A 13,003-nucleotide genomic window follows, 5' to 3' on the forward strand; every position below is an offset into this window, starting at 1 on the left:
ACCCGGCGGCGGCCGCACTCTGGACCCGTGAGCATCCTCGACGTCCTCCCCTCCCTTCGTGCCGCGGCGCCGGTGCGCTTCGACCCCGAACTCTGGCCGCCTACGACGGAGTGCGTGCACGGCGCGATGCGGGTCGGCGGCATGGACCTCGAGGAGGTCGTCGACACGCTCGGGGTGGCGGTGCTGCGATCGGGGGCTTCCCCGGCCGTGACGGTGACCCGCGTGCTCGCGGTCAGCGGCTCGACGGTCCTCGTCGACGGCGGTAGCGGCCGGACGCCGATTGCTGCGGCGGCCGTGAGCAATCGGCACCCGGTCGGGCTCACTGCCCTGTTCGACATCGTCTCGGCACGAACGCCGTTGGGTGCGACGACGCTTCCCGGCGACATCCGCGCCGGTGACGTGCTGGCCATGGTCGGCTGCGGCGGAGCCGCCGTGCTCGGGCTAGCCGACGTGGACGCGGGGCCGACGCGAGAGGTCCTTCTCCGCACGGCGTAGGACCTCTCGGGTCACGGGTGCCACCTCACCGGCTCCGATGAACAGGAACCGCAGCAGGTTGATCAACGGATTGCCTTCCGACCATTCGAAATAGACGTTCGGGTTGATTCCGGTGTCGTCGCGGATGGCAAGCAAGACAGCGGCTATCGAGTTGGGCACCGCGGGACTGTTCACCCACAGCACGCGATGAGGCCCGCGTTGCCGCCCGTGGACGTAGAGATCGGTCGAGAAATCGGACGAGTCGACCACGTTGACCTCGAGGAACAGGATGGGCGCCGAATCGGAAAGGTGGCTGTCGGCTCGTTGCTGTCGCGCCTTCTCGGTGTACTCGTCGACGTCGAGGCGATCGGCGTCGTGCGCCACGATTTCGACGGTTCCGAGTCGGCACGTCTCGTCGATGAAACGCTGTGCTGTGGAATCGAATTCGATGGACGTCGCGCGCAGTTCGAAGGCGCGGTTCACGCGCGAGAGGAAGGAGATCAACAGGATCGAGAAGATGAAGAACGCAGCCACCTTCACTCCGTCGGGACGCTCGATGACGTTTGCGATGGTGGTGTAGACGAAGACGACGGCAATGGTCGCGAACATGTACATCAGTGCCCGCTGACGGTGACGCCTCGCCGAGAGTGTCACCGCGACGGACGCGGACGTGATGAGCACGAGAACACCGGTCGCGTAGGCCCCGCTCTGCTCGTCGACGCTGGCGCCGAAGTAGATCGTGACCGTCACCGCGATGGCGGCGAACACCAGAACCAGCGGTCGGACCGCACGGGCCCACTCCGGGGCCATCCCGTACCGCGGAAGATAACGCGGCACGAGGTTGAGCAATCCGGCCAGAGCCGACGCGCCGGCGAACCAGAGAATCGCGATGGTGCTGAGGTCGTACACCGTGCCGAAGATCTCGCCGAGATGTTCGTGCGCCAGATACGCCAACGCTCTGCCGTTGGCGCCCCCACCCGGCTGGAACTCCTCCTGTGGAATCAGGATGGTCGTGATGACGGAGGAGCACAGAAGAAAGCCGGACATGATGATGGCGGCGGTCGCGAGCAATCGGCGCGCCCCGCGAATGCGGCCGGTCGGCCGCTTGTCGGTGTCGTCGGCATCGCCCTCGATCTGCGGCATCACGGCCACACCGGTCTCGAAGCCGGACAGTCCGAGCGCCAGCTTCGGAAACACCACCAGGGCGATCGCGATCATCATGAGCGGATTGCCGTGCTCGGTCGTCATCGCCGATGTCCAGTCGGTGATCTTCGACGGTGCCTGCGCGATCTCGACGAACCCGGCGACGACCACGACGAAATTGAGCGTCAAGTAGATGGTGACCAGGGTGACCGCGATTCCGATCGCCTCGGTGAACCCCTTGAGGAACACCGCAGTCAGCAGCGCCAGAAAGACCAGGGTGATGACGACCTGCTGATTGCTCAGACCTGCAGGCGCAAAAGGGTTCTCGATCACGTGCGCGGACGCGTCGGCCGCCGACAGTGTGATGGTGATGAGAAAGTCCGTCGCTGCGAATCCGAGGAGAACGAGCACGAAGATCTTGCCGCCCCACTTCGGCAGGAGCTTCTCGAGCATCGCGATCGAGCCCTCACCTCGCGGCGACTCGCGCGCCACGCGGCGGTAGACCGGAAGCGCACCGAACAAAGTGAGCACGATGAGAACGACCGTCGCTATCGGCGCAAGCGTTCCCGCCGCGAGTGCGGCAATGGCCGGCTGATAGCCGAGTGTCGAGAAGTAGTCGACACCCGTCAGACACATGACTTTCCACCACGGATGGGTGTGCTCGACCTTCGTCGGTTTGCGGTGTGGGCCGAGATGGCCGGACGGTTCCTCGGTGATGTCGGCGAGCAACCATCCGCCCAGGCGTGACTCCATCGGCTCAATCTATATTCGTCCTATGAGCACCTCGGAAATTGCCACCGTCCTCGCCTGGCACGACGCCCTGAACGCGTCGGACGTCGACACCGTCCTCACGCTCGCCAGCGACGACATCGAGGTGGCGTCCGCAGACGGCGCTTCACAGGGACTCGCCGCGCTGCGCGAGTGGGCGAGTGATCCGCAAGTGACCTTGACGCCGGGACAGATGTACTACCGCGACGGCGTCGTCGTGGTCGAGGAAGCCGTGACCGGTTCCGCGACCGAAGCGGCCTCGTTTCGGGTGGTGCACGATCACATCACGTCGATCTTCCGGCACGACGACATCGAGACCGCGCTGTCGTCCACCGGGATGACGACCGACGACGCCGTGAGCTGAGCGGCGGGCTCTCCGAGCTGCTGGTCACCGCAGTCGCGCCGTCGGTGAATCAGCAGACCTAACGACTCCACATGTCGTGCAGCATGACGATTTCGCGCTCACGGCACAGTCGACTACGCCTCGACGACCACCACCTCGACACCGCGTCGAAGACGACCTGACCCAGAACGACGAGCGCTCCGGTGGGGCAGCACGACATGGCCGCCATGGCCTGGGCGTCGTTGTCGTCGACGTCGGGCAGTGCGCTCACGAGACCTCCGTTGTCGGATCCGCGGTGTGTCATGAGTCACGTTACAACGACGAACGCCGCCGCACTTCGATAAGTGCGGCGGCGAGTCGAGGGTTCGTCGGACCGGTGATTCCTCAGACCGGTGATTCGTCAGACCGGGTCGACGACGAGCAGCGTCGCCCAGTACGTCGACGCGTCCTGTCCGAGGTAAGGCATCAGGAAGTCGTACAGCAGGTAGGACACAGAATCACTCCTCTCTCGGTGTCGAGGCCGGCAGATCGATCAGTCCGAGTCGCTGGCGAAGTTCCACGAATCGTCGTCGTGTTGCACCTCGAGGCGCCATCCGAGCGGATCGTTGTCGGCTTTCGTCTCGATGAACCACTGGTGCGCATCCTGCGCGCTGTCGATCGTCTTCGTCGCGACGACGGTCGCGGTGGGGTCGAGTACTCGATAATTGGCCATGACCGGGTAATGCCCAGTGAGCCCCGTCCGTAATCATCACCCGCGTATCGTTCGGCCATGGCCACCCTCGACCACGGCGACCCCGGTGACGCCCCCTCCGTGCCCGCTCCTCTGACCGACATCGCGGAATCCACCCGACCGACGGCCGCGGAGGAAGCCCGCACGCTGGCGAGCACGACGAACGTCGCGACGCTCGCGTCCCTGACATCCGAGGGCGACCCCTGGGCGTCGTTCGTCACCTACGGCCTGCTCGACGGGCAACCCGTTCTCTGCGTGTCCCACATGGCCGAGCACGGACGCAATCTGGCAGGCGACCCCCGTGCGAGCCTTGCGATCGTCACCCCGAACGCGGACGCGGATCCACTCGCCAGTGCCCGGATCACGTTGGCGGGGACCGTCGACAGACCGACCGGTGCAGAACTGACTGCAGCGCGAGACGCGCATCTCGCAGCTGTTCCGGCGGCGAAGTACTACGTGGACTACAGCGACTTCACACTGTGGATACTGCGGGTACAGCGCGTGCGATGGGTGGGCGGCTACGGACGAATGGATTCCGCCACCGCAGAGGACTACGCCGCGGCGGCCGAAGATCCGGTCCAGCCGCACGCCGCCGGCGCGATCACCCATCTCAACGACGACCACAGTGCGTCACTGCTCGCCATGGCGCACCACCTCGGGGGCTTTCCCGACGCGACCGGCGCCGAGTGCACCGGAGCCGATCGGTACGGTCTCGACCTCAGGGTCACGACGGGGCGCGGGATCGCCTACACCCGAGTGGGATACGCGACACCGATAGCAAGCATCGACGAGTTGCGTTCCGCCACAGTCGAACTTGCGCGGCGCGCCCGCGCTACCGACCGGTCCGACTAGCCCGCCAGTACCCTCAGCATTCCGTCCACCGACCGGGACCACGCGAACCCTTCCGCTCGGCGACGCGCCGCGCTTCGGCCTCCCCCCGGCAGCTCCAACGCCGCACGCACACCGTCGGCGAACCCGGTTGTCGAATTCGCCGTCACGGCGCCGCATTCGGGCGTCACGATCTCCGCGAGCGCCGAAGTGCCGGACACCACGACGGGCGTCCCTGCCGCAAGCGCCTCCAGCGCTGCGAGACCGAACGTCTCGTGCGGACCGGGGGCGAGAGCGACGTCCGCGTCCGCGAGAAGTGCCGCAACCTCCTCACGGTCGCTGATGAAACCGGCGAAGTCGACCGGGAGGCCGCCGGCTCGACGCTCGAGCACGGCCCGTCGCGGACCGTCCCCGGCGATCACCAACCGAACGTCGTGGCCGGTCGACCGCAGGTGCGCAAGTGAATCGATGCTGCGCTCAACGTGCTTCTCCACCGACAATCGGCCGCAGTGCACCAGCAGCCGAGTGGTTCTGCCCGCGGCGACCGGGACAGGCCGGAACAGATCCAGATCGACCCCGAGGGGTACCCGTCGTACGTTGGCGGCTCCCACTCGGTCGAACTCGTCGCGGGCGAACTGGGTGGTGCAGACGACGGCGTCGTAGCTGGCCGCGGTCCGACGGTTCGCCACGTCCGCGGCTGCGCGAGCCACCGCCGGAGGAAGTACCTGTCCGAGCAGCCTGTCCAACCGCTCGTGCGAGATCATCACGCTGCCGATTCCGCGCCGACCCGCCCACGCTCCCAGTCCGCGCAGAGTGAGCCGGTCCGACACCTCGACCACGTCCGGCCGGAGGGCGGAGGCGATGTCCGTCACGGACCGAGGGTCGGCCGCCCGGTACCCACCGGTGAAGGGAATCTTCGTCGCCGGAACCGTGATGCGGAGAACCCCGGACGGGAGAAGCTGCTCCGACGCCGCCGCCCCGGGGACGATCACGGTGACGTCGTGCCCACGCTGGACGTACCCCGCACCGAGTGCATCCACGGCGGTCCGCAATCCACCCGATCGCGGGCCGTAGAAATTGGCGACCTGGACGATGCGCATGTCCGCATTGTCGCGTCCGGTCATCGGTCTCCGGTGTATCCCGAATGGACGGTGCGCCAACACCTGTCGACAATTACCCCGTGTCGACTAACCCGTGTGCCGGCGCACGGTCTTCGCGTCGTACATCGCTCGGTCGGCCCGATCGACGAGGTCGTCGAGGTCGGGAAGTGCCTCGCCGGGCGTCCACACGGCCAGGCCGGCCGACACGTCGACGTTCACAGCGGTCAACGCGTCGACGGCCCTCGTTCCGAGTTCGGTCGCCGGGCCGGCCGTCACCTCCGGCAGCACGGCCACGAATTCGTCGCCCCCGATCCGGGCGACGATGGCGTCCGGACCGAAGGTGGACCGCAGGATTCGAGCTGCCCTGGCCAGCGCGTCGTCACCGGAGGCATGTCCGAGACGGTCGTTGATCGTCTTCAGCCCGTCGACGTCGAAGTAGACGACGGACACAGCGCGTCCCTCGGCCGCGCATCGGTCCAGTGCAGTGCGCGCGGCCGCGATAAGCCCACGTCGATTCGCCAGTCCCGTCAGCTCGTCCGTGACCGCGAAGGTCTGCGCGCGATCGTGCGCCGTCTCGAGCCGTCGGTAGGCCCGGATCAACTCGGCGAACGTGCGCAGACGAATGTAGTTGAGCAACAACGCCACCAGATTGACCCGCAGGACGACGAACGCGAACGTCGCGGCGCTCACCCCGTTGGTTCCCACTGCGGCGGCGAGCCCGATCCAGGCCAGATCGGCCGACCCGACGATCGCCAACATGTGCACGCGGCGCCGTAGGAACCCCGCGGCGACCACGATGGCGAGAACCATTCCGGTGCCCGGATACGCCGTACCGAGATTCCACATGCCGATCATGGGGCTGCACAGGATCAGGACCGACGCGATCACCGTGACGGCGTCGGTGCTGCGATAGAGGACCAGTGCCCATCGAGTGTGGGTGGCGACGCACGTCGCCGTCGCCACCGCCGCAACGAGCAGGTCGTAGACCGCCGGCCACACCCCGAACCGCAGACCGGGTGTCTGCGCGGTGACGACGAACATGCACGCGAACGCGGCAGCAACGATGAAGGTGGCGGCGGACATGCCCTGTACGGCCACCACGTCCAGTCGAACGGGGTCTGCGCCCACGGCCTTCCGGCGCCACCACGCACGGCGCTCACGAAGCTCACCCAGCACCGACCCCGACACCTCCGACCGCTCGGTGGACCCGCCCGCGCCGAATTGCGCACGCCGAAGTATAGGGAAGAAGCCAGGCTCGATGCGCGCTCCGATCCGCGACGCGACGTCGCCGTGCAAAGCTGGTGCCGTGGTCGCGTCCTCCCCTCGTCCGTCGTCGGATGCCGATCGAGTTGCGGAGGCCGCAGCCGACGACGCGGGGGCTCCCGCGGAATTGCTGGGCGACTTTCTCACCGTCCTGGCCGACGCCGTCGCGCGGGGCGAACCGCTGGAACGACGCGAACTGCGCAATTACCGCACGCAGGCCGTCGACGCGGCTCGACGTGGCATTGCCCTACGTGCGCTGCTCGATCTCTATCTGTCCTCGACGTGGCGGATGTGGCGCGAACTGCCGGTCGTGAAGGAATCGCGGGGCGGCGAAGTGGTCGTCGCCGCGGTGGTCGCGGCCGGTGAGGTGATGCTGCGCGCCGCGGATGACGTGGTTGCCGAGCTGACCGAAGGTTTTCAGCTCGCCCGCCGGTCCATCGTTCGCATGGAGGAGTCGGCCCGTCGCGAATTCGTCGACGACCTGCTGATGGGTGGCGGAAACGTCGCCGACATGTCCTCTCGCGCGGCCGAATTCGGGCTGAACCTGTCCGGGCCGCATTGCGTGCTCGTGGTGCGAGCGGAAGTCCCGTTCACCGACGGCACCCCCGTTGCCCGTGTCATCGAGCGAGCCACCGCAGGAACCAAGGGTGATGCGGAGGCCTTGGTGGCCAGCAAGGACGGCCGGCTCGTCGTGGTCTTTCCCGCTCCCGACCGTCTCGCGGTCGACCAGGTGGTGGACGCCGTCGGCGCCGCGCTGGGTTCTCGGCCCAGCGAGGCATCGGTCGACCTTGCCCGGCACAGCGTCCGCAGCGAGTGGCAGATCGGCGTCGGACGGTCCGCTCCGGGCGCGAGCGGTGTGGTCGGCTCGTACCGGCAGGCACGCGAGGCGCTCGACCTCGCAGTTCGGCTGGAGCTGACCGCGCGCGTGGTGGACGCCCGCGATCTACTGGTCCACCACGTCCTGTTGCGCGACCGGGATGCGATCAACGATCTGGTCGAGACCCTGCTGCGCCCGCTGGAGGAGGCGCGCGGTGGCGCCGAACCACTTCTGCACACCCTCGACGCGTACTTCGCGTCGGGCGGGAACACGGCGTCGACGGCGCGAGCAATGCATCTGTCGGTCCGGGCGGTCACGTATCGGTTGGCCCGAGTGCGAGAGCTGACCGGATGCGATGTCGACGATCCCGCCGGTCGTTTCGCGTTGAACACCGCCGTTCTCGGCGCGAAGCTCCTCGACTGGCCGAAGTCTGCTTCCGAGAGCGAGTAATTGCCGGATACCGGCAATTAAAATATCGCAAAGCTGTCCGGATTACGACTGAAGCTGCGCAGTTCCGGCAGGGCACACTGGAGGAGCGGAGCCACGGGGCACCGCAGAATCCATTCGTACCGATAGGAGCCCGAAGTCATGCTCGACGTCCCCATCTGGGCGTGGGCCGCCCTTGCCGCGGTCATCGTCGTGATGCTGCTGATCGACCTTCTCGGTCACCGCGGCGCCCACATCATCGGCTTTCGCGAAGCTGCCACCTGGAGCGCAATCTGGGTCGGCATCTCGATCGTCTTCGCCATCATCGTCGGCTTCAGTTTCGGAGCGAACGCAGGCGTGGAATTCACCACCGCCTGGCTGCTCGAGAAGAGTCTGTCCGTCGACAACCTGTTCGTCTTCGCGCTGATCTTCGGCTACTTCAAGGTCCCGCGTGAGTACCAGCACCGCGTTCTGTTCTTCGGCGTCGTCGGCGCACTGATCTTCCGCGGCATCTTCCTTGCGCTCGGCGTCGCCGTGGTCAGCAAGTTCACCGTGGTCCTGTTCGTCTTCGCCGCCATCCTGCTCTACAGCGCTTGGAAGTTGCTCAAGGACGAAGACGATTCGTACGACCCCAGCAAGTCCATCGCCGTTCGCCTGCTCCGCAAGATCGTGCCGGTTCAGGACGAGTACGTCGGCACCAAGTTCTTCGTCAAGCAGGCCGGCAAGCGCGTCGCAACACCGCTGCTCGCGGTTGTCGTCGCCATCGAGGCCGCCGACCTGGTGTTCGCGGTCGACAGCGTCCCCGCAGTGCTTGCCGTCAGTGACGATCCGTTCATCGTGTACTCGTCGAACGCATTCGCCATCCTCGGCCTGCGTGCGCTGTACTTCCTGCTGTCGGGTCTGCTGGACAAGTTCCACTACCTGGGCAAGGGCCTTGCGATCATCCTCGCGTTCATCGGTGTGAAGCTGGTGCTGCAGGCGAGCCACAAGGTCATCAGCACCTCGATCCCCGAGATCCCGTCGCTGGTGTCCCTGGCAGTGATCGTGGTGGTCCTCACCGGCTCGATCGTCCTGAGCCTGAAGCGGCCCCCGAAGGACTCGACCGAACCCGCGATCGACACAGCGGGCACAGCCGACACAGCGGACACCGTGGACGTCACGAAGAAGCAGTAGCCCCACAACCGATACGACAGCGACGGCGCACCATTCGGTGCGCCGTCGCTGTCGTTCACCCGGTCACGCGTGCTCGAACACCATTGCGTCGTCGACGACCTTGCCGAACTTGAGCATCGGCAGATCGCGGAAGTAGTTCATGCGCAGCCGCCACGGTGCGACGGATCCCTGCCGCGGGAAGCTGTCCACCGCGCGAAGCACGTATCCGGCAGCGAAGTCCAGGAACGGCTCCTCGCCCACCGACGGATCGCGTTGCAGTTCGACCTTCGCGTAGTGATTGGTGTCCATGTGCTCGAGCAGTCTGCACACGTAGTCGCACACCAGATCCGCCTTGAGAGTCCACGACGCGTTGGTGTACCCGACGATGAAGGCAAAGTTCGGAACGCCGGAGAGCATCATGCCTTTGAACGCCATGGTCTTCGACAGCTCGATGTCGCGCCCGTCGACTTGGAACGACGCGTCACCGAGAGCCGTCAGGTTGAGCCCGGTCGCGGTGACGATGACGTCGGCCTCGAGCTCCTCCCCCGACTCGAGGCTGATGCCGGACTCGGTGAACCTCGCGATTCGATCGGTCACGAGCGAGACCGTTCCCTTGCGAATCGCCCGGAACATGTCGTTGTCGGGGACCAGACACAGCCGCTGATCCCACGGGTCGTAGCGCGGGGTGAAGTGGGTGTCGAGGTCGTACCCCTTCGGCAGCCACCCCTCCTGGAGCTTCCGGATACGACCCTTCATGAACGTCGGGTACTTCTGGCACAGCTCGTACATCGCGACGGCCACCGACACGTTCTTCAGCCGTATCGCCGAGTACGCGAGCTTGGCGGGCAGGAACCTGCGAAGCTTCTGTGCAATGGGGTCTTTCGCGGGCAGCGACATGATGTAGCTCGGCGAACGCTGGAGCAGCGTCACGTGGTCGGCCTTCTCCGCCAGGTTCGGAGCGAGAGTGATCGCGGTTGCCCCACTTCCGATCACCACGACCTTCTTGCCCGTGAGGTCGAGGTCCTCGGGCCAGTGCTGGGGATGAATCACCTGCCCTGCGAACGACTCTCGGCCGTCGAACTCCGGGGTGAAGCCCTCGTCGTAACGGTAGTACCCACTGCACGACATCACGAACGACGCGGTCACGGCCACATCGGCGCCGTCGTGCTCCGCGTGCACCGTCCAGCGATTGTCGGCGCTCGACCACTCGAGCGACGTCACCTTGTGGTGAAAGCGAATGTGCCTGTCGATGCCGGTGTCTCGTGCGGCCTCGACGATGTAGTCGCGGATGGAGGCACCGTCGGCGATCGACTTCTCCCCCTTCCACGGCTTGAACACGTATCCGAGGGTGTACATGTCGGAATCCGAGCGAATACCGGGATAGCGGAACAGATCCCAGGTACCGCCGATCGCTCCGCGGCTTTCCAGAATCGTGAACGTCTTGCCGGGAAACTTCGCCTGGAAGTGGTGCGCTGCACCGATTCCCGACAGTCCTGCTCCGATGACGAGGAAGTCGACGTGGTGCTGCTGTGGTGCGGTCATACTGTGTCGGAACCCTTCTACTGCATCTTGTTTCGGGCGCTGGTGGATCGGCCCAGTGCGGCCACCTCGCGGTCCATCTTCGGCAGAATTCGCGGAACGTGCTTCAGTGTGCGGCGGTCACCGACCCTGGACGTCACGACGGCTTTGAGCCACCCGATCGGTCCCACCCACCCGGGGACGTTGACTCGGCGCTTGCGGCCCTCGAGTCCCGCCACGAACGCATCCACGCACGCCTGCACCGACGACGTCTTGCCGAGGGGTCCGGGCATCACGGCGAGCAGGTCGCCGAAGGCGGACAGGTCGGCCTTGGCGTCCTGCACCAACGGTGTGTCGATCCACGCCATGTGGGCGGAGCCGACACCCACGCCCTGGTGGGCCACTTCGAGACGCAGCGCCGACGCGAAGTGCTCGGCGCCTGCCTTGCTGGCGTTGTAGGACGTCAGTCCGGGGCACGCAGCGAACGCGGCCAGCGAGGACACGACCAGGATGTAACCCTTGCTCTCGATGAGCGCGGGCAGTGCCGCGCGGGCGGTGTGGAACACACCGAGCAGGTTGATGTCGACGACGCGCTTGAACGTCTCCGGGTCGACGGCGAGGACCGATCCGTAGCTGGCGATGCCGGCGTTCGCGAGGACGAGGTCGATACGGCCGAAGCGCTCGATTCCGGCCGCGACGGCGGCCTCCATCTCGGCGAGGTGTCGGACGTCCGCCGTGACGGTCACTGCGTCGAGTTCGCGTCCGATCTCCTGCAGAGGCGCCTCGTCCACGTCGACGAGAACGAGCTCCGCGCCGCGGGCGGACAGCGCGCGTGCGGTGGCGGCGCCGATACCCCGCGCACCGCCGGTGATGAGCACGACTTTGTTGTGGACCGAGGGCATGGCGACTCCAGTACGTATGTGTGACGGCCGGTAACTGACGAGTCTCACACCGTGTGAACCGACTCCGGCAACCGGGGGCTGCAGTGGTGGTTCAATGACGAGACGCTGGGAGTGCAGAAGCGTGAGAAGCGGACACGGGAGGGTTCGAAGTGGCGTCGAACGACCCCGATCTCGTCCAGCTTGCCGTGGCCGCCACGGTTGCCGATATCTCCGCCGTCCAATCCGCATACCAACCCATCGTCGATCTCGCCTCCGGTTCCGTGGTGGGGTTCGAGGCGCTTGCCCGCTGGCCGGGAATCGGCACTGTCGGCCCCGAGGACGTGTTCGCGGCAGCACGCGCAGGCGGTGTCGCGAGAGAGATCGAATGGGCGTGTCTGATCGCCGCGGCCCGCGGGGCGCTCGAGGCCGACCTCGGGACGCGGATGGTCCTGTTCGTCAATCTCGAACCGTCGGGGGGTGCTCAATCCTGGCCGCCTCCGGAATCGGCGCTCACCGTTCTGGCCGACTCGTCATCCAATCTGCGTGTGATCCTCGAGATCACCGAGCGCGGTCTTCTGACGGACCCCGCAGAGCTGCTTGCCGCCGTGGAATGGGCACGCCGGGACGGGGCCGGAATCGCGGTGGACGACGTGGGAGCGAACCCACAATCGTTGGCACTGCTTCCGTTCATCGACCCCGACGTCGTGAAACTCGACCGCACTCTGATTCAGAGCCCGCCCTCCGCCGAGGGCGCCCGCGCCCTCGAGTTCGCGCTCGAACACGTCGAACGGTCAGGTGCCGTGATCGTCGCCGAGGGAATCGAAACCGATCGACACCTCGAACAGGCTCTGTCGCTGGGCGCTCGGTACGGTCAGGGATACTTGCTCGGAAGGCCAGCGGCTCTGCCACGAAGTGACCCGGGCCGCGACTCCATCTCGCACGCCGTCGCGGACGTAGGGGCCGGCGTCCTGCTCGAGTTTCGACCCAACCCGCAGATTCCGGCCCTACCGTCCGACCTGTTCGCGCACGCACGTCCGCGCACTGCCCGTGCCGAACTCCTGAGTGCACTCTCGGTGGTCCTCGAAGACCAGGCCCGCATCTCGACGGAACCGCTGTCGGTGCTGACGGCGGCGTCTCTCACCCCTGCGGTGCTGATCCCCGAGCTGACGGACCGGTACTCGCATCTCGCCCGAAAACATCCGTTCGTCGCGTTGCTTGGTGTGCCGGTTCTCGGTGCTCACCCGGCCGTGCACTCGGCGGTCATCGACCCGAGCGATCCGTTCGCCGACGAATGGACGATCGTCGTGGTGGGCCCGAGCACGGCAGTCGCCCTCATAGCCCGCGACTGCAGCGACGGCGAGTCCGGTCGTGGTGAACGGTTCGAATTCGTCCTGACACACGACCGTGAACTGGTGGTCGCAGCGGGAAGATCTCTCATTCGCCGGATATCGCCGTCGTAGTCGGCCGACGGTCCGGTGCGGCCGCAGAACTCGAAGTCGTCGGCAACTCCGATTGCCTGTCGGGTGACCTACCCTGGTGATCGACAAGCGTGGGCAGACC

13 protein-coding genes are annotated in these 13,003 nt (G+C 66.3%); 6 read left to right on the forward strand and 7 right to left on the reverse strand.

The window, feature by feature from the left end:
- Nucleotides 1-27 precede the first annotated feature (27 nt).
- Entirely contained in the window at nucleotides 28-495 is a 468-nt protein-coding gene (locus tag IEW02_RS16100) for a hypothetical protein (RefSeq protein ID WP_188545835.1), read from the forward strand.
- On the opposite strand, the gene IEW02_RS16105 is transcribed toward IEW02_RS16100, so the two are convergent.
- Nucleotides 442-2,370, reverse strand: a complete 1,929-nt coding sequence (locus IEW02_RS16105) for an APC family permease (protein WP_188545836.1) — start codon at nucleotides 2,368-2,370, stop codon at nucleotides 442-444. The two genes, IEW02_RS16100 and IEW02_RS16105, sit on opposite strands and share 54 nt — an antisense overlap.
- 22 nt (nucleotides 2,371-2,392) lie before the next feature.
- Here IEW02_RS16105 and IEW02_RS16110 point away from each other — a divergent pair, with 22 nt between their 5' ends.
- On the forward strand, nucleotides 2,393-2,749 hold the full coding sequence (locus IEW02_RS16110) for a nuclear transport factor 2 family protein (RefSeq protein WP_188545837.1): 357 nt from the start codon (nucleotides 2,393-2,395) through the stop codon (nucleotides 2,747-2,749).
- Nucleotides 2,750-2,807: 58 nt separating this feature from the next.
- Here the strand turns inward: IEW02_RS16110 and IEW02_RS16115 are convergent, their stop codons facing one another.
- Nucleotides 2,808-2,999, reverse strand: coding sequence for a hypothetical protein (locus tag IEW02_RS16115; RefSeq protein ID WP_188545838.1), 192 nt, complete (start codon nucleotides 2,997-2,999; stop codon nucleotides 2,808-2,810).
- A 261-nt stretch (nucleotides 3,000-3,260) separates the two neighbouring features.
- Nucleotides 3,261-3,440, reverse strand: a complete 180-nt coding sequence (locus IEW02_RS16120) for a hypothetical protein (protein WP_188545839.1) — start codon at nucleotides 3,438-3,440, stop codon at nucleotides 3,261-3,263.
- A gap of 57 nt (nucleotides 3,441-3,497) precedes the next feature.
- On the opposite strand from IEW02_RS16120, the gene IEW02_RS16125 reads away from it, so the two are divergent.
- Nucleotides 3,498-4,310, forward strand: a complete 813-nt coding sequence (locus tag IEW02_RS16125) for a HugZ family pyridoxamine 5'-phosphate oxidase (protein ID WP_188545840.1) — start codon at nucleotides 3,498-3,500, stop codon at nucleotides 4,308-4,310.
- Here IEW02_RS16125 and IEW02_RS16130 read toward each other — a convergent pair.
- Entirely contained in the window at nucleotides 4,307-5,386 is a 1,080-nt protein-coding gene (locus tag IEW02_RS16130) for a glycosyltransferase (RefSeq protein ID WP_188546168.1), read from the reverse strand. The genes IEW02_RS16125 and IEW02_RS16130 overlap by 4 nt on opposite strands.
- An 87-nt stretch (nucleotides 5,387-5,473) precedes the next feature.
- The gene (locus IEW02_RS16135) at nucleotides 5,474-6,682 is read right to left on the reverse strand and encodes a GGDEF domain-containing protein (protein WP_188545841.1); all 1,209 of its coding nucleotides are present in this window, start codon (nucleotides 6,680-6,682) and stop codon (nucleotides 5,474-5,476) included.
- On the opposite strand from IEW02_RS16135, the gene IEW02_RS16140 reads away from it, so the two are divergent.
- Both IEW02_RS16140 and IEW02_RS16145 read left to right on the forward strand, forming a co-directional pair.
- Nucleotides 6,645-7,916, forward strand: coding sequence for a PucR family transcriptional regulator (locus tag IEW02_RS16140; protein WP_188545842.1), 1,272 nt, complete (start codon nucleotides 6,645-6,647; stop codon nucleotides 7,914-7,916). The two genes, IEW02_RS16135 and IEW02_RS16140, sit on opposite strands and share 38 nt — an antisense overlap.
- A gap of 138 nt (nucleotides 7,917-8,054) precedes the next feature.
- Complete coding sequence (locus IEW02_RS16145) at nucleotides 8,055-9,065, forward strand: TerC family protein (protein WP_188545843.1); 1,011 nt, start codon at nucleotides 8,055-8,057, stop codon at nucleotides 9,063-9,065.
- A gap of 63 nt (nucleotides 9,066-9,128) precedes the next feature.
- Here the strand turns inward: IEW02_RS16145 and IEW02_RS16150 are convergent, their stop codons facing one another.
- Nucleotides 9,129-10,586, reverse strand: a complete 1,458-nt coding sequence (locus tag IEW02_RS16150; RefSeq protein ID WP_188545844.1) for a flavin-containing monooxygenase — start codon at nucleotides 10,584-10,586, stop codon at nucleotides 9,129-9,131.
- Between the two features lie 17 nt (nucleotides 10,587-10,603).
- A complete protein-coding gene (locus IEW02_RS16155; protein ID WP_188545845.1) occupies nucleotides 10,604-11,464 on the reverse strand; it encodes an SDR family oxidoreductase in 861 nt (286 codons plus the stop codon).
- Between the two features lie 149 nt (nucleotides 11,465-11,613).
- Between IEW02_RS16155 and IEW02_RS16160 the strand changes: the two genes are divergently transcribed.
- Nucleotides 11,614-12,903: a sensor domain-containing phosphodiesterase gene (locus IEW02_RS16160; RefSeq protein WP_188545846.1), complete on the forward strand. Its 1,290-nt coding sequence runs from the start codon at nucleotides 11,614-11,616 to the stop codon at nucleotides 12,901-12,903.
- Nucleotides 12,904-13,003: the final 100 nt, after the last annotated feature.

The sequence above is a fragment of the Rhodococcoides trifolii genome, from assembly GCF_014635345.1.
GTDB classification, from domain to species: Bacteria; Actinomycetota; Actinomycetes; order Mycobacteriales; family Mycobacteriaceae; genus Rhodococcoides; species Rhodococcoides trifolii.